Origin of the sequence: Draconibacterium sp. IB214405 (assembly GCF_033963885.1) — a bacterium.
GTDB lineage: Bacteria > Bacteroidota > Bacteroidia > Bacteroidales > Prolixibacteraceae > Draconibacterium.
The window spans coordinates 60,619-78,246 of sequence record NZ_JAXBMA010000003.1 but is presented as its reverse complement, the minus strand read 5'-3'; the positions used below and the strand labels follow the sequence as shown (position 1 = coordinate 78,246).

17 protein-coding genes are annotated in these 17,628 nt (G+C 40.1%); 13 read left to right on the top strand and 4 right to left on the bottom strand.

The genetic code is table 11. From position 1 onward, the window contains the following. Window positions 1-5: 5 nt before the first annotated feature. Window positions 6-1,622 (bottom strand): glycoside hydrolase, encoded by a 1,617-nt coding sequence (locus SLH46_RS10390; protein WP_320281119.1) that lies wholly within the window; start codon window positions 1,620-1,622, stop codon window positions 6-8. Window positions 1,623-1,877: 255 nt separating this feature from the next. On the opposite strand from SLH46_RS10390, the gene SLH46_RS10385 reads away from it, so the two are divergent. From SLH46_RS10385 to SLH46_RS10335, 11 genes are all read left to right on the top strand, one after another. After that, window positions 1,878-2,627, top strand: a complete 750-nt coding sequence (locus tag SLH46_RS10385; protein ID WP_320281118.1) for a hypothetical protein — start codon at window positions 1,878-1,880, stop codon at window positions 2,625-2,627. A gap of 30 nt (window positions 2,628-2,657) precedes the next feature. Beyond that, entirely contained in the window at window positions 2,658-3,527 is an 870-nt protein-coding gene (locus SLH46_RS10380; RefSeq protein ID WP_320281117.1) for a universal stress protein, read from the top strand. Between the two features lie 303 nt (window positions 3,528-3,830). Next, window positions 3,831-5,603, top strand: a complete 1,773-nt coding sequence (locus SLH46_RS10375) for a V-type ATP synthase subunit A (RefSeq protein ID WP_320281116.1) — start codon at window positions 3,831-3,833, stop codon at window positions 5,601-5,603. Beyond that, window positions 5,600-6,904, top strand: a complete 1,305-nt coding sequence (locus tag SLH46_RS10370; RefSeq protein ID WP_320281115.1) for a V-type ATP synthase subunit B — start codon at window positions 5,600-5,602, stop codon at window positions 6,902-6,904. The genes SLH46_RS10375 and SLH46_RS10370 overlap by 4 nt, the downstream gene beginning before the upstream one ends. A gap of 18 nt (window positions 6,905-6,922) precedes the next feature. Beyond that, window positions 6,923-7,528 (top strand): hypothetical protein, encoded by a 606-nt coding sequence (locus SLH46_RS10365; RefSeq protein WP_320281114.1) that lies wholly within the window; start codon window positions 6,923-6,925, stop codon window positions 7,526-7,528. A gap of 11 nt (window positions 7,529-7,539) precedes the next feature. Beyond that, window positions 7,540-8,028 carry a DUF2764 family protein gene (locus SLH46_RS10360; protein WP_320281113.1) on the top strand — a complete coding sequence of 163 codons (489 nt, stop codon included), beginning with the start codon at window positions 7,540-7,542 and terminating at the stop codon, window positions 8,026-8,028. Then, window positions 8,028-8,636, top strand: coding sequence for a V-type ATP synthase subunit D (locus SLH46_RS10355; protein ID WP_320281112.1), 609 nt, complete (start codon window positions 8,028-8,030; stop codon window positions 8,634-8,636). Before SLH46_RS10360 ends, SLH46_RS10355 begins: the two co-directional genes overlap by 1 nt. An 8-nt stretch (window positions 8,637-8,644) precedes the next feature. Continuing rightward, window positions 8,645-10,468, top strand: a complete 1,824-nt coding sequence (locus SLH46_RS10350; RefSeq protein ID WP_320281111.1) for a V-type ATP synthase subunit I — start codon at window positions 8,645-8,647, stop codon at window positions 10,466-10,468. Window positions 10,469-10,490: 22 nt separating this feature from the next. Continuing rightward, a complete protein-coding gene (locus tag SLH46_RS10345) occupies window positions 10,491-10,961 on the top strand; it encodes a hypothetical protein (protein WP_320281110.1) in 471 nt (156 codons plus the stop codon). A gap of 113 nt (window positions 10,962-11,074) precedes the next feature. Beyond that, window positions 11,075-12,313: a sensor histidine kinase gene (locus SLH46_RS10340; protein WP_320281109.1), complete on the top strand. Its 1,239-nt coding sequence runs from the start codon at window positions 11,075-11,077 to the stop codon at window positions 12,311-12,313. 5 nt (window positions 12,314-12,318) lie between these two features. Then, entirely contained in the window at window positions 12,319-12,975 is a 657-nt protein-coding gene (locus tag SLH46_RS10335) for a response regulator transcription factor (protein WP_320281108.1), read from the top strand. 19 nt (window positions 12,976-12,994) lie between these two features. Here SLH46_RS10335 and SLH46_RS10330 read toward each other — a convergent pair whose 3' ends face one another. After that, window positions 12,995-13,384, bottom strand: coding sequence for a hypothetical protein (locus tag SLH46_RS10330; RefSeq protein ID WP_320281107.1), 390 nt, complete (start codon window positions 13,382-13,384; stop codon window positions 12,995-12,997). Window positions 13,385-13,459: 75 nt separating this feature from the next. Beyond that, complete coding sequence (locus tag SLH46_RS10325; protein ID WP_320281106.1) at window positions 13,460-14,101, bottom strand: DUF2490 domain-containing protein; 642 nt, start codon at window positions 14,099-14,101, stop codon at window positions 13,460-13,462. 185 nt (window positions 14,102-14,286) lie between these two features. Between SLH46_RS10325 and SLH46_RS10320 the strand changes: the two genes are divergently transcribed. Next, window positions 14,287-14,862, top strand: coding sequence for a TetR/AcrR family transcriptional regulator (locus SLH46_RS10320; protein WP_320281105.1), 576 nt, complete (start codon window positions 14,287-14,289; stop codon window positions 14,860-14,862). A gap of 82 nt (window positions 14,863-14,944) precedes the next feature. Continuing rightward, complete coding sequence (locus tag SLH46_RS10315; protein WP_320281104.1) at window positions 14,945-15,583, top strand: porin family protein; 639 nt, start codon at window positions 14,945-14,947, stop codon at window positions 15,581-15,583. 93 nt (window positions 15,584-15,676) lie between these two features. Here SLH46_RS10315 and yidC read toward each other — a convergent pair whose 3' ends face one another. Beyond that, complete coding sequence (yidC, locus tag SLH46_RS10310; RefSeq protein ID WP_320281103.1) at window positions 15,677-17,626, bottom strand: membrane protein insertase YidC; 1,950 nt, start codon at window positions 17,624-17,626, stop codon at window positions 15,677-15,679. Window positions 17,627-17,628 lie beyond the last annotated feature (2 nt).

Below are 17,628 nucleotides of genomic sequence, written 5' to 3'. Positions count from 1 at the left end.
GTGGTTTAATTATTGATAACCAATGTTTTTACACTTCCCGGTTCCAAGGTAAAATTCACTTCTGAATTACTAAGCGACAATTCTTCTTTTTCGCTGTTTTGCGACAGTGATGTTGTATATGCAGTTGCTTTTGAATACGCTCCAGGCAAGGTGAAACTCATTTCGGAAGGTTCAGAATCGGAAGGATTTACAAGAACGATTACAATATCGTTTTCGCTTTTAAATGCAGTAACTGTTGCTTTTGTTGAAGCATTTTCAAGCTGTGCATCAATTCGTTGGTAGCCTGGTCGGATAAATTTTGAGAACTGCGAAAAAGCATGCCCGCGTTTTAAGATCTCGCCTCGGGTGTTTCCTTTTTCGCCATCGCCTAAAAACGAGTAATAACGGCGAATGTACCACCAAATGTAGGCGTTCCAGTTGTACGTCATCGCTGTTTGAACTTCGGTTACCATTTCCATGGTTTCCTCCCAAATTACAGTTGGATCGGAACTTGCCGTCCAGTTATCAGGATTATTTCCGCTGTCGAGGTTCAAAAGGTGCTCTGTCATCCAGAGTTCCTTCCCTTTCTCGTGAACCAAAGCGTACGGTGCCAGTCCCGATCCGTACAAGTGACCACCAACAATATCGAGATTCTCTGCTGCAACCGGATCATTCAGAATGTCATCGGTATAAGCGTGGTTGGTGTTTAACGACTCGGCAGCCATAACTTTTGCTCCTTGAATCGTATCAGCATAGTTTTTTACGAAATCGAGCAATTCCTCGGCCGTATATTCACATCCCTCGTAGGATGCCTGCCAGTCCGGCTCATTCTGAATAGATACCACGTCAATTTTTGCTCCGTTATCAGCCATAAACTGGATAAATTCGTTGATATAAGCTGCAAAATCGGCGTAATGTTCTTTTAGCAGGTACCCGCCTCCGTTAACACTGTTATTACTTTTCCAAATTGCGGGTGGCGACCATGGCGAAGCAAGCACAGAAACTCCTTTATCATTGGCGCCTTTAACCGAATTAACCAATCCTGCCCACTCGCTTTTACTGGATGAAAGACGGACGCGAAATATGGAAAGTCCGAGTTGACCTTCGCCTGTACCAAAAGCCTTATCCATTTCTGATGAAGTAAGATAATCGCTTCCCCAAATCATATTTGCACCGCCAAAACCAGAAATTACCTGGTAAGTTAGTTCCGGATCGATTTCAATAGAAAGTTTTGGAGCCGGCTTGGCTTCCTGTGCAAGAATTATTGTATCGCTCAAATTGTCGGTAGTAGAGTACAAAATCAATTCCTGACGATTAGCCGTTAGATTAGAATTTGAAATATAGGTAACCGTAACAGTTGTAACGGTACTTTCGCTATCAACCGATCCGAAACTTTTAGGACTGATTCCGGAAATAATTCCGTTACCTTCGATGGTACTGCCGCTTTTGATTTTCCACTCTGTGTGTTCCCATTCCACGTCAATATCAACTGTACCGCCTTCGTATGAAAGGCTTTCGGATGAAAGCGATGATGTAACAAATGATAATGCAGCCATTGTCAGGTCCGGATCTTTGCTGCAGGAAATTAAAAATAAAAGGAGTACACCATATGTTTTTGCAAACAGTTTGATTCGTTTAGTCATTGTTGTAAGATTTTATCGTTAAAAATAATTATTTAAAAATCATATCCTCGGGATGCCGGCTCTTAAGGGAGAATTGTTCAAATTATTTCATATTGTAAAATAGAATTGCGGCATTTCATACAATCACACACATAAACTACAGGTAGGGGTTTCCCTACCTTTTCTTAGATGTTCTCCCTATATCAAGTAGGTTTTCGCCTGTAGGAACTCTTGCCATCTGCCCGTAATTTTGTTCAAAACAAAATAATTGTGAAAATGAGTGTGAGATTGCGACATAATCAACCTTCGATAATGATACTGGCAGATTTTTCGGATGGTAGCTGGCATGCTACATCTTTTGCCATGAGATTTCTTTATACTGAAAAATCACCTGTGACGCTTTTACAAACCTATCAAAATCCGGGTTGGGGGCACTTAATGGTGCGAAAACTTAGTCTTCACTTAAAAAGAATCACAAAGAATGAATTAAGCGCCTTAAAGAACAGGATATTAAAGCATTTCACTATTGAAAAGCAAAAGATAAATACCCTCTCTATTGAAGGCGAATTGAATTCGGTTTTGAGTTACAAACCGATAATTAAAGGCCGGCACAACCTGGTTTTATCCACCTATAATTCTTTTGAGGATTCGTGTAAACGTCAGAACGGATGTTTGGAAAAAATTATCGATACGGCAAAACATCCCCTGTTTATTTTGCCCGAAACATTCGAAGGCGAAACTTCGAAAAAGATCCTGTTTGTTGGTAATCCCGACAAAAATCCGTCGGAAGATCTCTGCAAACAGGTACTCGAAATATGTAAAAAAACACAATCAAACCTCGAAGTGCTTTTTGTATTAGAATCACAAAACCACAAAGTTTCGGATAAGGTACAAACGTGTTTTCACGACTTCTGTAACGGCACTGATATTACATTTAGTACGATACAGGCGAAAACAAAATGTAAAGGGATTAACAATTACCTCGACAACACCAACAGGGATTTAATTGTGGTTGAAAACGAATAGTCGGGTCGGTATCAGAATAAAACAACAGCTATGAAACAGAAAGAATACAGCATTTTGGCACTTATTTCGCCAAATAAAGAAGGAGAAACAGTTTTAAAAGAGGCGCTTTATCTGCAAAGCACCTTGCAGGTAAAACTTGTAATACTTAATGTTATAAAAGAACCGGGCTTTTTTGAACGCAATTTTCAGACTGAAGAGTCGGAAGCTGCAATTAACGATGCCAAAACAGAGTTAACGAACTTTGTAAAAAAAGTAGTTGGGAAAAAAATTCCTAAGGACATCGTTCTTTCGGTGCGCGCCGGAAATCCGGTGAATGTTCTGCTTGAAAAATCAAAAGCAGATCGTTTGGAATTTATTTTGGTTGATAAAAGCAGTAATACTTACCCGGGCGCTTTAAGTAAAGACGAAATAAATGAACTGGTAAGTTTGTCGAGATGTCCGGTATTAACGGTGGACAAAGACTTTGGCGTTCCTGAAATTAAAAATATTGCCATCCCGATTGATATCGCACAATCGACTAAAAAGAGGCTTTTATGGGCTAAGTTTCTGGCAAAAAAACACCAGGCAAAAATTACGATTTTATCGACACTTAAAGCCGATATCGATGTAAACAAGAGCCTTGCATTAAAAAATGCGCGTAAAATTCAACAATCACTTTGGGAGCATGATTTGGAGTGTGATATTAAAATTCTAAAGGTTTACAACCAGGAATCGCATCAGGTTATTCTCGATTATATGAAAGAAGAAAAACCTGAACTGCTAATTATACGTACACATCAGGAGTCAATTTTCTCAAATACCAATATTGGGAAATTTGCCGCAGAAATTGTACACGGAAGTAAGTTGCCTGTGTTTGCTGTAAACTATACACCAAATCCTGTCGATTCACTTTTTCTTTAATATTTGAATAAATTATTGATCAATTCGCGAATATATCATGCCTGCTAAATTTAAAATCATATAGGTTTAACGCGAAGCAACTTTATAACACAATTAGTAACAGTGAGATGAGTATTTGCGGCAGCTATTTTAAACGTTATTTTCGGTATAGTTATGCTATTTTCAATATCAAAGTGTCGAAGTGACAATAACTAGTTATACGTTAAGATTTATTAAAATATTGCTCAAAAAAATAGTAAAGGTTACGCCATATTTAGGAAACAATATATTTTAAGAGTTTTTAGACATTCTATATAAAAGAACATGAATAAAAATACAACAAGAACAGGTCAACTCATATCCATTCAGGATTCGCTGGTAAAAGCACGATTTTACGGAAATGTGATAATGGGTGAAACTGCCAATGTTATAGTAGATGGTAAGTCGTTGCAAGCCGAAGTTTTACAAATTAATCCGGATCCGAAAAATGCGGACGCCGGTATTGTAGAAATGCAGGTTTTTGAAGATTTAACCGGTGCTCAGATTGGCGATCAGGTGGAATTTACAGGAAAATCTTTATCCGTACTTCTTGGTCCCGGACTTTTAACCAGTATTTGGGACGGACTTCAAAATCCTTTGTACAAACTGGGTGAGCAAGATCCGTATTTGGTGCCCGGCATGAAAGCTCCGGCGCTTGATGAAGAAAAGTTATGGGAGTTTACCCCATCGGTTGCCATTGGAGACAAGGTTAAAGGTGGCGATTCCATTGGTACAGTTCCAGAAGGGCGATTGACACAGAGTATCCTGGTTCCTTTCAATTTCGGCAAATGTACTGTTGAAAGCATTATAGAGAAAAGCGAAGTAAATATTACGGAAACAGTTGCTGTTATTATTGACAGTCATGAAGTAAAACATGAGTTAAAACTGGCATTCCGTTGGGCGGTAAAATCACCAATTCCGTTTAAAGAGCGCGCAATTCCAAGTAAAACAATCTCAACCGGAGTACGTGTTATCGATTTACTGGCACCGGTTAGTTATGGTGGTACTGTTGGAAATCCGGGCCCATTTGGTGCAGGAAAAACCGTATTACAACATGCCTTGTGTAAATATGCACTTGCCGATATCATAATTATGGCAGCTTGTGGCGAACGTGCCGGTGAGGCTGTTGAGGTGTTTAAAGATTTTGCTGAATTGGAAGATCCGTCAACCGGCGACTCGCTGATGAACAGGATGTGTATTTTTGGTAATACCAGTTCGATGCCTGTTGCGGCGCGTGAGGCCAGTGTATTTATCGCATTAACTGTTGGTGAATATTATCGCTACCAGGGTTACAATGTGGTGCTTTTGGCCGATTCTACTTCACGTTGGGCGCAAGCACTTCGCGAACGAAGTGGACGCCAGGGAGACATTCCCGGACCGGAGGCCTTCCCTATGGATATTCCGGATCAGATTAAAGGGATGTATCAGCGTGCCGGTGCCGATCAGGGAACAGGAGGTTCGCTAACTTTTATCGGAACAGTATCGCCTGCTGGTGGTAACTTCCAGGAGCCGGTAACTCAAGCAACAATGGATGCAACCGGCGGTTTCTGGGGATTATCGCAAGACCGTGCCGATGCAAAAAAATATCCGGCAATCGATCCGCTGGCTTACACATCTTCGGTATACGACAGTTTTATTTCGTGGAACGACCGCAATAAAATGTTGCAAACGCTTTACGAAGCAAATGGTATCGATCAAACTATCAGTACTATCGGTTTGAAAAAAGTTCCGGTAGAAAAATATGTGCTTTTTCAAAAAGGACTTACTATCGATTTCTGTGTATTGCAACAAAACGCATTTCACAAAGTTGATGCATGTACACGTCCTGAACGCCTTATCGTAATTAACGAGGCCGTTCAAAAGCTTATCGATAGCACCATCAATTTTGTGCAGGATGATAAAGAGGATGAAGAAGTAAAAGAGATGGTAAAAGCAAAATTTGATGAATTGCGCCAGTGGTGGAAAGACTGGAATGCCACAGCTGAAAGCATCGATGAAATGGCCGTTCTTCCACAGAAAATCGAACAATTTATTTTACAAGAAGAGTACACACTATGATACGAAAAGAAATAAATAGAATAAGCGAAGTTGGTAAAGCGCTGATTTCGGTTGAAGGAAATCCGGGAGTGGCACTCAACCACGTGGTTGAACTGCTGGAAGCCAAAACCAACCAAAGTCTGTCGTTTGCCAAAGCGATTAATATTACCGAAGACTCAACGCGTTTCCAGGTGTTCAACGGAACACAGGGATTGAGCACTCAAACCAAAATACGCATGCACGAGGTTCCGCTAACTGCTGGTTTCTCGTACAATATGCTTGGTCGTAGTTTCGATGGTATTGGCGATGTTGCCGACGGTGGTCCTGAAATTATTTTCGACAAACATGTTTCAACACGATTAGATACCTTAAATCCAACGGTTCGTTTGGTTCCCAAGCAACCGCTATGGACTGGTATCCCGATGATCGATGTGTTTAACACGCTTGTAAAATCGCAAAAGATTCCAATTTTCGCCGGTCCTACCGAACCATACAACCGTTTGCTTTCGCAGATTGCACAGGGAGCACAGGCCGATGTAATTATTTTTGCCGGTATCGGTTTGAAATTCGATGAGTACCACTATTTCAAAGAGCAGTTGTCGCAATCGGGAAATATCGATAAAACGATCATGTTCACTCACCTTGCAGGTGACTCGCAGATTAAAGGCCTAATGTTACCCGATGTGGCATTAAGTGTTTCTCGCGAATTTGCCGATCAGGGAAAAGATGTTTTGGTGCTGCTTACCGACATGACCAACTGGTCGAATATTTTGCGTAACGTGGCTAACTACCAGGATCAGATTCCTTCGTTACAGGGATATCCCGGTTCGTTGTACTCTGAGCTGGCAAAACGTTACGAAGTTGCTGCCGACATTGAAGGCGCAGGATCGATCACCATTATCGGTGCAACAACGCTTGAATCGCTTGAAGATCCGGTTCCTGATAATACAGGATACATTACAGAGGGACAGTTCTTCCTTGACAATGGCAAGCTGAAACTGGCGCGTTCGCTGTCGCGTTTAAAGCAGCAGGTGAACGACACTACCCGAAACGACCACCGCCCTATTATGACCGTTATGGCATCCTTGCTTGCCGACGCTGAGAAAGCATACGAAGCTGCTGAAGTTGGTGCCGCAAACGATACATTCTCGCAAAAATTACTGCGTTACCGCGAAGATTTTATTGCAAATATGGAAGAGCCATTTGGCGAACCAATTGAGCTGGAAGCCGCATTAGACAAATGCTGGGATATTTTGAAACGACATTTTGAACCAACCGAAACCGGGTTGAGTAAAAAATTGATCGAGCAATATTGGAATTAACCACTAATCAGAAAAGAAATGACAAAAAATAAAGAAAACCTGGAAGGAATTGTTTCCAAACTTAAGGAGCAGGGAATAAATGCCGGCGAAGCGGAAAAGCAACGTATAATTGAAAACGCAAAACAGGAGGCTGACAAACTGATTGCCGAAGCAAAAGCTACCAGCAAAAAGATTGTTGAAGAAGCAGAAACTAAAGCTTCTCAAACCGAAAAAAATGCGGAAAAAGCAATTGCACAGGCTTCGCGCGATATGGTTGAAGCCACAAAAATTGCGCTGCTAAATCACATGAAACAGGTATTTGGCAAAGAGTGTAAAACTTTATTCCGCCAGGAAGAATACCTGAAAGAACTGCTTAAAGTGGTTATCGATTCTATTTCAGGGAAAAAATCTATTAAAGTACCGCCGGAGTTACATCAGGAAATGGAAGCCTTTTTGTTAAAAGAAGCGCTCCAGGAAGAGGTAACTTTACAACCACTTTCGGCAAGTAAGGCCAAAATAAAAGTAAAATCAACCGACAAAGACGGAATCAGTTTCGTGGTAAGCTCAAAAGAAATTGAGAGTGGCCTGTTTTCGTTATTGAACAAGGATTTGGTTGATCGAATCACTAAAACTCAGGAGGATTAAATATGTCAAACATGGTTTATCTTATGACCAGTTTGCCATCGTTGTCCTTTGATCAGGCACCACCGATTTCAATTAATGAATTTAACGATGAAGCAAAAAAACAGTTGTCTTCCCGACACTTCAAACTGCTGCAATCGACTGATATTCAAAAGTTGGAAACCAATGTTGGTGTAAAAAGTATTTCCTCGTTATTAAAAGATATTAAAGAAGATCTTTCAGAAGTTCGAAAAGCCAAAGTACAAAACCGTCAGGCAAAAACTGAACGGTTACCAAACGCTGCTCTTCGCGGAAATCCCTTGGAGCGTGAATTAAATATTATGCGTTGGCAGTGGCAGGAACTACAAGATATTGAGGCCGGTAAAACATTTTCATTAACCGAAGTTTTGGTGTATAAACTGAAACTGCAGCTGGTAACCCGGGCCTTTTCGTTCGACGAAAAGCAAGGTGCTAAAGTGCTGGCATCGGTTGTAAATCCCGGTAAAAACAAGGAGGACAAATAATGGCAGGTATAAAAATAAAATATACAAAAACCGAACGGGCCCGTCAGAAGAAAATTCTGAAGGTTTCGGAAAGGATGCTGCCGTTGTTTGAAGCGATGGAAAAATCGTTGATGGCAACCATTAATACCATCGCTGAACGGATTGAGCAAATTCGCGAAGAAATTGAAAAGAACCGCATAGCTGCAGAGCCTTGGACAGCCGTAATGAGCGATTCGTTGGTAAACATCGATGAATTTATCTCGGTGAATAAAATCATTACCAAAACCATTGATGTGGCCGGTGTTCGTGTTCAGCAATACGTAAAAGTTGATTTTAACGTTATGCCGATTAACGAAGACACGCCCTTGTGGGTGGACGACGCAATCGAGCTGATGCAGGAACAACTGCAATTGCTGGCCGAAATCGAATGTCTGAAAGAGCAAATCGAACTTTTAGAGGAAGAATTGCTGGATGTGCGTGCACGGGTAAAACTGTTTGAAAATCGCCGTATTCCGAATGCAAAACTGGCCATTCGTAAGATTGGGCAAAAGTTGCAGGACGACGAACGATTGACAATTGCAACGGCAAAAGTGGTAAAAACAAGCAAACTATTGGAGGGCAAACTATGATAGCAGAAATGAAAAAATTAATGCTGTTTATGCCCGACTCTGCTGTTGATATCGATGCGGAGCTTACCGCGCTTGGACAACTTGGAGTATTACACATTGCTCCCTTACAGGCGGCTAAACACGAATCGATTGAACGGGTTGATGCACGTATAAAACAGCTTCAACAGGCTATTTCAGTTCTTAATCGTTACGATGACGAGCAACTGTCTGATACCGGGAATGAAGAAATTACCGATTATTCGCAACTGGAAAGAGGCGCGGTTTTCCTCATGGAAACAGTATTGGATGCTGAACACCATCGTCAGGAACTGGAAAATATTAAGCTCAATTTAGCCGGCGAAATTGCCTGGTTTGAGAATTGGGGAAATATTACGCTAAAAGATATAAAAGACCTTAACAACAAGGGAATATGGATAAAACCATACCTGCTTGATGAAAGGGAATTTAAGAAAGTATCCGATCGTGAAGACATTAAGGTTGTTGGCAAATTAAACGATCTAACTCAGGTTATTTTGCTCGCCAAAGATGCTGACGAAGAACTTCCGGGTATGGAGGAAACGCCTTTTCCTCAGAATGAGTTGGAGAACGCAAGTGAGCTATTAAACGCCACCAACAACGATCTGGAAACTAATCGGAAGTTTTTACTTCAGTTACACGCACAGAAAGCCGTGTTGGAAGACGGATTAAAAGAACGCCTGCGTCGTTACGATGTACGGAATGTACAATTTGGTGGTTTGGCAGTGGATAAACATGTTCGTTTTTGGAAAGGTTTTATTCCATTGGAACACGTTGATGAATTTATTGAAACCGCCGAAGAACGCCACTGGGGCTACATAATTGAAGATCCTCTGCCCGAAGAAATGGAAGAGGTCCCTACCCTTGTAAAAACGCCAAAATGGGCACAACGAATCCAACCGGTAATGGATTTTATGGGTCTGGTTCCGGGTTACAAGGAAATGGATGTTTCTCGGGTATTTATGGTATTCTTTACCTTTTTTACCGGAATTCTTGTGGGCGATGCCGGCTACGGACTGGTGTTCTTACTGATTACCTTTTTGGTTCACCGGAAGAAAAAGTTTGCCAGACAAATTGAGTTTGGTTTGATATATACACTTTCGGTGTCGATTATGTTTTGGGGTGTGCTAACAGGAACCTATTTTGGATCGGAAGCAATTGCAGAACTACCGGTACTACGCAGCTTAAAAATTGAAGCACTGGCCAGTTTTGGTGGCGACAGTCTGATTATTCAAAAACTCATGTTTTTGATTGGAGCAGTTCACCTCACCGTTGGGCATTTACAAGTGGCGTGGAAATTTAACAACAGTGTTAGAGCCATTGCGCAATTTGGCTGGATAGCAATAATTTGGGGCTTATTCCTGATTGTAAACCAAATGGTTTTAGGAATTGAAGCACCGGCGTTTATGGTTTGGTTATTTGTTGGAGGAGCACTGCTGGTGGCCTTGTTCTCGAAACCGGGTCCGAACTTGTTTAAAGGAATGATTTCTTCCATTGGTAATTTGCCGCTAAGTATAATAAACGGTTTTTCCGACATTATTTCGTATATCCGGCTTTATGCGGTTGGTTTGTCAACTGTATTAATGGCCGCAAGTTTTAACCAAATGGCGATTGGAGACGGTATTACCACAGTGTTTTCCGGAATCGGTGCTGTGCTAGTTTTAATACTCGGACACGGATTAAATATGATTCTGGCAGCTATGGCAGTACTGGTTCACGGAGTACGATTAAACATGCTGGAATACGCCGGTCATGCAGAAGTTGAATTTTCTGGAAATGAATATAAACCCTTCAATTTGAAGGACAACAAACAATAAAAATTTTTAAAATAGTATAACAATGACTTTAACAACAATTTTAGCAACAACAGTTACAGGCTTTGGCGGTCACGCCATTGCACTGGGAATAGCAGGTGTAGGTTCGGCAATCGGAACCGGTATTGCAGGAATGGGAGCTTTAGGACTTTGGAAACAATCAATCAGAGACAAGAAAAAACTTCCTTCGCTGGCGTTGGCAATGGTAGGTATGCCATTGAGCCAGGTAATTTATGGTATGATCTTTATGAATTCGATGATTGGCGCTAATCTTAGTCCCGACAGTTATACCAACCAGATGATCTGGGCATTTTTTGTAGGTATCGCCATTGCAGCCTCGGCAATTATGCAGGGTAAAGTTGGTGCCGCTGCTTGTGCTAACCTCGCTGTTGATGATAAACAAGGGGCTGGTATGTACATCGGTGCGATGGGTATTATCGAAACGGTTGCACTTCTTGCCATGGTATTTGGTATGGGAGGAATTCCGGGCGCTTAATACGCAAAAATTGAATAGAAAAATATTGCCCTCGCTGATTTCAGCGGGGGTTTTTTATTTAATATGTAAATCGATTTGAATATCTTTATCTAAGAAATTACTGAATTTTCCAGATGAGTTTAAAGATATTATTTCGCGGTAGAGTTTTATTAGCAATCATTATTTTCACTACAATTACCTGTACAGGAATTATTTACACCTCCATAAAAAGTTTACGGCTCGATCGCGAACACCTTTCACTACTCGAACTCTCGAAAAACATTGACCTCGAAATCTCCCACAGCCGGATATTTCTGGATGATTACTTTTTGTTAAACGAATCGCCTAAAAAAGCAGCTGTTTTAAGTTGCTTTTCAAACGCCGGCAAATACACGACTTCGCTTAACTCCCTTATTGCCGAAAAATATAAAGGAAACAACGAGACTGATCTTCAATCTTCACTTGAAGCAGTTATTGCAACTGTTGAACAGTTACAGAATAGAGTATCAACTTTCCTTGTAAACAACCCGGAAAGTTTTGACACGGCAGTTTTAACCGATTATCGTAATTTTCAGCTTGCTTATCAGGAGTTGGACAATAAACTTGAACAGTATATTCAAGACGAAAATAGCCAATTCAAACAAAGCGTGTTTACGCTCGTTCTGCTCACCTTTTTTCTGCTTCTTTTATGTATATTTTTAATTCAGCGGATCATCAATTCGTACAATACAATCGAGAAACAGCAGGCGCTTAGAGCACTTGAAGTTGAATTTAAAGAACGTAAAAGAATTGCGGCCGATCTGCACGATGGCCTGGGATCAATTCTCTCGAGTATTGCTCTTTTTATAAAATTAATAGAGAAAGACTGCTCGAACAATGCTGAAAATAAAAGTTTGATTCAGGTTAAAGAGCTCTCGGGAATCGCATTAGAAAACCTCGAGGCTACCATAAATAACCTCAATCCATCAATCCTGAATAAGTACGGGCTAATAAAGTCGTTAGAGATATTATGCGATAAAATAAACGATATTGGGGAAGTTACCTGCTCCGTTAACTCTGCGGATTCAGAAATAAAGTTAGACCCGAATATGGAGTTGAACATGTACCGCATTTGTAACGAGCTAATAAATAACACGCTTAAACACGCCGGGGCATCGATATTATCCATCGACATACAACAAATTAAAAAGACAGTGGTTATCTTGTATCGCGACAACGGAAAAGGATTTAATCCGGATCTCATTCCAACTTTTGATGAAGAAAAAATGGGATTACGAAATATTATCAAGCGAATTGAATCGTTCGGGGGTAAATACGCGATTAACAGCGGCGAAGGAAAAGGAGTGGAAATAATGCTAAGTATCAATTTATAACGTACATGGAAAAAACATCGATTATAATAGTTGACGACCACAAAATTTTCAGAGATGGTTTGATTTTGTTACTAAGCAATTTCGATTTTGTATCGGTTATCGGACAGGCAGCAAATGGCGAAGAGTTTCTGGAACTTATCGAGAATGTGCAACCGGATATCGTTCTGATGGACATTAATATGCCCAAAATGAACGGCATTGAAGCCACCAAACAGGCACTAAAAAAATATCCCGATTTAAAAGTTATTGCCCTAACCTCATTTGCCGACGATGAATACATAGAGCAAATGATATCCTCCGGAGTAGAAGGCTATATGCTTAAACGTTCTGATATTGAGGATTTTGAAACGGCAATAAAAAAAGTGGCCGAAGGTGGTAGTTACTTTTCTTCGGAAATAATAAAAGTTATTTCACGCAATTTGTATAAAGACAAAGAGCGCAAATCGGGCGAGCAAATACTTGCAAATTTCACTACACGCGAAAAAGAAATTTTAAACCTTATTTGTGAAGGATTAAATAACGAGCAAATTGCCGAATTAATTCATTTGAGCCCAAAAACAGTGGAGAAACATAAAAGTAATCTCTTCCAGAAAACAGAGACTTTTAACACTGTTAACCTGGTTATTTATGCGTTCAAAAATCAATTAACCCGATTTAATTAACCGGCTAAAACAATACAGTTTATTGTCTGGCACCGGGACCTCCGCCTCTTCTGGAGCGTCTTTCTTCCATTATTTTTTGGTACTTCTCAAACTGTTCATCGGTCAGGATCTTTTTGATCTCCTTCTCCTGATCTGCACGCATTGCCGTCATCTTTTCCCGCATTTTACTACGGTCTTCTTCCCCACTCATTTCCTGGCGTGCAGCACCCATTTCTTTGTAAGAAGCAAGCAGAACCTTTTCCATTTTTTCAGCCTGAGTGTCGTTGAGTTTCAGGTCGGTTTTAAATTGTTCTGTTTGTCTTTTTGCCATGGTTTCAGGGTCAAACTGGCGTTGTCCTCCCCTGTTCTGTGCCATCGTCATTGTTGTTCCAAGCAGAACAACTACGAATAAAAATACTAGTCTTTTCATGCTATCTGTTTTAATTGTGAAATCAGCAGATTAGACTGCATGTCAGACGATTAGTTTAATTCGCAGAGTTGTTGTTTAGATTTCAAAAGTTAGGTTCAGTCCTAAAATATCCGAGGTAAGCCAATGGCTTAGAATCTCTTGTTTTTGAAGTGCGTAGTAAATTTTTATTTCCACATGCTCTTTTTCAAATGCAGTAAGTCCCGAATATAAACGCGCCAGGTGTGTTCCTGCACCATTTAGTTTTAAAAACGATTCTTCCTGAAGATAAAACTGCATTCCCCAGTCGGTAATTGCAGGAAACTTCATACGTAACGATTGCCTGTATCTGAAATAGTTTTTAAGTGTTTTATAAGTACGGTATTCAAAGCGGTTATAAAAATCAAATTCAATTTTACCGACATCCTTTCCGAAGTTTACAAAAGCCATAGGTCTGTTTTCCTGCAGCCATTCGCCAATCTGCAGATTGGTGCTGCTGACGCGAAAACCGGCTCCATATTCCAACCAGTTTAAAACCTGATGGCCAATATAAATCTCGCCATATTTTAAATCGAGAATTGAACGTTTTGGTGAGTAGTGCATTTTTTCTGCAACATCTATACTTATATTCTTCCAGGGAGTAGCTGAAAGCTGATTTTTATTCCAGAGTTCAAACTGGCGCTCCTGTGCAAAACTATTGAGGCTTAAAAGGATAAATAATAGTACGTATAATTTTTGCATGGCTGCAAAAATAGAAAAACAAAATATTATGCTTTATTAAATACTCATTAAAATATCAACCTTCAGTTCATTACTCAAAAATATCAATTCACGATTTAGATTTCTCATCTCAGTTAATCCGTTCAAAAAGAATAATAAAGAACTTTGTACATTTGGAACAAAATCGTCGAATAAAACATAGTGTGATGAGCGGAAATTCGAAACAACAAATAATAGTGGCAGCTGGAATAACTTTTGAACGTTATGGATTTAAAAAAACAACCATGGACGATATTGCATACGCTGCCGGAAAAGGTAAAAGCTCGCTCTATTACTACTTTAAAAATAAAGAAGAAGTATTTGAGGCTGTTGTTGCTTACGAAGCTGAAAACCTTGTTAACGAAATAAATACGGCTATTTCCGGCTCATCATCAGCGGTTGAGAAGCTAAAAAGCTACATGAGTGTGCGGATGAAACGTTTTGTAAAACGTGGTAACCTGGCCACCGCGTTAAACGACAATTTTTTAGCGACTTTCTCTTTTATCGAGAAGATCAGAGATAATTACCGCGGTTTTGAAATTGAACTGATTGCAGGAATTATTAATGAAGGAATTGAGAAAAAGGAATTTAAAGCTGTTAATGCTGCTTTTACTGCAGAACTTATTCTCACGGGAATGATTGGATTTGAAGTTCCATTATTAACGAAATCGACCACGTTTGAAGAATCAGTTGCTAAAATCAACAGCGGAATAGAAATGTTCTTTTACGGTATTTGTACCTAAATTTTTTTTGCTCTCTTTTTCGAATATTTTAGAATATAGTTCAAATAATACAAAGTTGTAAAACATAGAAAACAGAATTAAAATGAATCAGAAAACAATTTTTTCAGGAAAAAGACTCTACGCAATATTGCTTGCAGGAGTGTTAACAATGGGCCTGTCTTTAGCTTCAGAAGCCCAAGTTAGTTATGGTTTTAAATTGGGTGCAGGCGCTGCTTGCCAATCCGATCTACTTCAAATTGCCAACAATTGCGATGTGCGTTTTAGCCCGTCCGTAGGTTTTATTACAAAGTATCAGCTTACTGAAGGTTTTGCGCTAAAAAGTGGCCTGGAGTACCAGCAAAAAGGACGAAGTTTTACGGAAAACAATGTAGATGTTACGAATAAACTTCAGTATTTGACACTGCCCGTAAAAGCTGAATTTTCGGCAGGAGAAAAGGCCGGGTTTAAAAAGGGACAACGATTATACTTTGCTGCCGGCCCGTATTTGAGTTACATGCTCGATGCTGAAGGAAAACTTGATGGGGTTGCATTTAATCTGAACAGCGACACCAAAGATTTTGATGCAGGTATCGGGCTGGAATTGGGAATGGAGTTCCCGGTATTTAACCAAAAAGCCTTACAAGTTGGTTTAAACTACGATATGGGATTGGTTGAAGTTTACAAGACGGAAGCCGACCTGCACAACAAAATGGCCTCAATAAGCCTCGGATTGCTGTTTTAAAAGGTTATAACAGAAAACAATTACACAACATCAGCGCACAAAAAAGCCGGTTAAGAAATTTCTTAACCGGCTTTGCTTTATACGAATCGTATATTATTTTCTTTTTGGAGTTTGAACTCCGCGTTGTTTCGCCATTTCTTCCAAACGTTTCTGGAAATTCGACTGCTTTTTAGCCGGTTTCTTTTTGTTGGCTTGCAGTTGTGCCCTGATTTTCTCATCATCAACAAACGAGCGGATCAGGTAAGTCTGACCAATTGTAATAAGGTTGGCAAGGAAATAGTAATAACTTAATCCTGAAGGATAACTGTTTAACAGGAAGAAGAACATTACCGGCATCATGTACATCATCGTTTTCATTCCCGGCATTCCCTGGCTTGAAGTAGCCGATTGGCTTAGCTTTGTAGAAATGATTGTCGTGATGGTCATTAAAATGGTAAATAAACTCAGGTGATTACCCATAAAGTTTCCAATAATTGGAATCGTGAAATCCCAACTAAGAATCGAATCATAGGTCGATAAGTCATTTGCCCACAAGAAACTTTCACCCCTTAACTCAATTGAGGTTGGGAAGAAAAAGAACATTGCAAACAAAATCGGCATCTGTAATACCATTGGCAAACAACCTCCCATCGGATTAACACCCGCTTTTCGGTACAAGGCCATTGTTGCCTGTTGTTTTTCCATGGCTTTTTCCTGCCCCGGAAACTTCGCATTAATTTCATCAACTTCAGGCTTTAATGCACGCATTTTTGCCTGCGACATGTATGATTTGTAGGTAAACGGGAACAGTACCACTTTAATCATCACTGTAAGCAACAGGATGATGATTCCAAAGTTGTCGATTGAGCGGCGTAACCAGTTAAATACCGGAATAATTACGTAACGGTTAACCGGACGCACGATGGCATAACCCAGGTCGATTTGGCGCTCCATATCAAGCCCGTATTGTTTTAGGGTTTGATAGTGGTTAGGACCAAAATAGAACTGCATGCCAATATTTTCGTTTTGAGTTCCGTTAAAAGGAACTGCAATATCAGCTCTGAAATTCCCTAAATAATTTTGATTGTCTTCATAATCGTATTTCTCCTGACGCACCTGCGCATTTGGAAAAGCTTCGTCGCTGATTATTGTCGAGTTAAAGAATAACTGCTTAAAACCGATCCATTTAATACTGGTTGGCAGGTTTTCCTCGTCCGATTTGTTTTTATCCAGGTTATCAACTTCGTCCTCATTAAACTTATAGGTCATATAAGTGTAGCGGTCTTCACCAAAACGCGAATAGTGCTCCTGACGCGGAACATCGAATGCCCAGCTAAAGTTCAGGTACGATTGATTTCGTGAAATGTAGCTATCCATTCCCTGCATATTCACATCAAAATCAACCATAAACGAGTTGTAGCTCAGCGTATAAACGTATTCAATAAAATTACCCGGTGCTACTTCTAAACGAAACGAAACTGTTTCTTTTCCACCTGGGTTTTGCTTATTAAATTTAATTTTTCCTTCGTCGCCTTTCTCAACTTCCGGACCGTTAACAACAACATTTTTGGCACCACCAACCTGCTCAAAATACAGATTATCAGTAGTAATGCTTCTGTTTTGGGCAAAGAAATTCAGACCAAACATCGTTTCCTGTCCATCAAAAAGAATTAACGGGCGCTCGTCGTATGTTTTATAATCTTTCAACTCAACCGAGTAAATACGTCCCCCCTTGTTCGAGAAAGTAATTTTCACCTGGTTGTTTTCGAGGGTGGTAAACTCTTCGGTACCAACAGAGGCAGTACCAAAAGCTCCCAGTTCCTCAACTTTTTGTTGCATTATTTGGTTTTGAACTGCAGTGTCGGCTTCCATTGCCGCATTTTGCAATTCTTGCTGTTCCTGCATTTTCTGCAGCTCCAGCGCTTGTTGTGCTTCTACTTGTGCTATGGAATCGCGTCGTTGCCTTGCAGCTTCAACTTCTTCTTTCGATGGCTGGTTGATTAATGAAAATACAACCAGAATCACAAAGATTAAAACGATTCCAATAATCGACTTTTTATCCATTT

Excerpts from the sequence above, each read along its gene's own strand:
- SLH46_RS10340 (WP_320281109.1), top strand. The coding sequence starts at position 11,075 with ATGAGTTTAAAGATATTATTTCGCGGTAGAGTTTTATTAGCAATCATT.
- SLH46_RS10375 (WP_320281116.1), top strand. The coding sequence starts at position 3,831 with ATGAATAAAAATACAACAAGAACAGGTCAACTCATATCCATTCAGGAT.
- SLH46_RS10345 (WP_320281110.1), top strand. The coding sequence starts at position 10,491 with ATGACTTTAACAACAATTTTAGCAACAACAGTTACAGGCTTTGGCGGT.
- SLH46_RS10365 (WP_320281114.1), top strand. The coding sequence starts at position 6,923 with ATGACAAAAAATAAAGAAAACCTGGAAGGAATTGTTTCCAAACTTAAG.
- SLH46_RS10330 (WP_320281107.1), bottom strand. The coding sequence starts at position 13,384 with ATGAAAAGACTAGTATTTTTATTCGTAGTTGTTCTGCTTGGAACAACA.
- SLH46_RS10370 (WP_320281115.1), top strand. The coding sequence starts at position 5,600 with ATGATACGAAAAGAAATAAATAGAATAAGCGAAGTTGGTAAAGCGCTG.
- SLH46_RS10320 (WP_320281105.1), top strand. The coding sequence starts at position 14,287 with ATGAGCGGAAATTCGAAACAACAAATAATAGTGGCAGCTGGAATAACT.
- SLH46_RS10360 (WP_320281113.1), top strand. The coding sequence starts at position 7,540 with ATGGTTTATCTTATGACCAGTTTGCCATCGTTGTCCTTTGATCAGGCA.
- SLH46_RS10390 (WP_320281119.1), bottom strand. The coding sequence starts at position 1,622 with ATGACTAAACGAATCAAACTGTTTGCAAAAACATATGGTGTACTCCTT.
- yidC (WP_320281103.1), bottom strand. The coding sequence starts at position 17,626 with ATGGATAAAAAGTCGATTATTGGAATCGTTTTAATCTTTGTGATTCTG.
- SLH46_RS10335 (WP_320281108.1), top strand. The coding sequence starts at position 12,319 with ATGGAAAAAACATCGATTATAATAGTTGACGACCACAAAATTTTCAGA.
- SLH46_RS10325 (WP_320281106.1), bottom strand. The coding sequence starts at position 14,101 with ATGCAAAAATTATACGTACTATTATTTATCCTTTTAAGCCTCAATAGT.
- SLH46_RS10385 (WP_320281118.1), top strand. The coding sequence starts at position 1,878 with ATGAGTGTGAGATTGCGACATAATCAACCTTCGATAATGATACTGGCA.
- SLH46_RS10350 (WP_320281111.1), top strand. The coding sequence starts at position 8,645 with ATGAAAAAATTAATGCTGTTTATGCCCGACTCTGCTGTTGATATCGAT.
- SLH46_RS10355 (WP_320281112.1), top strand. The coding sequence starts at position 8,028 with ATGGCAGGTATAAAAATAAAATATACAAAAACCGAACGGGCCCGTCAG.
- SLH46_RS10315 (WP_320281104.1), top strand. The coding sequence starts at position 14,945 with ATGAATCAGAAAACAATTTTTTCAGGAAAAAGACTCTACGCAATATTG.
- SLH46_RS10380 (WP_320281117.1), top strand. The coding sequence starts at position 2,658 with ATGAAACAGAAAGAATACAGCATTTTGGCACTTATTTCGCCAAATAAA.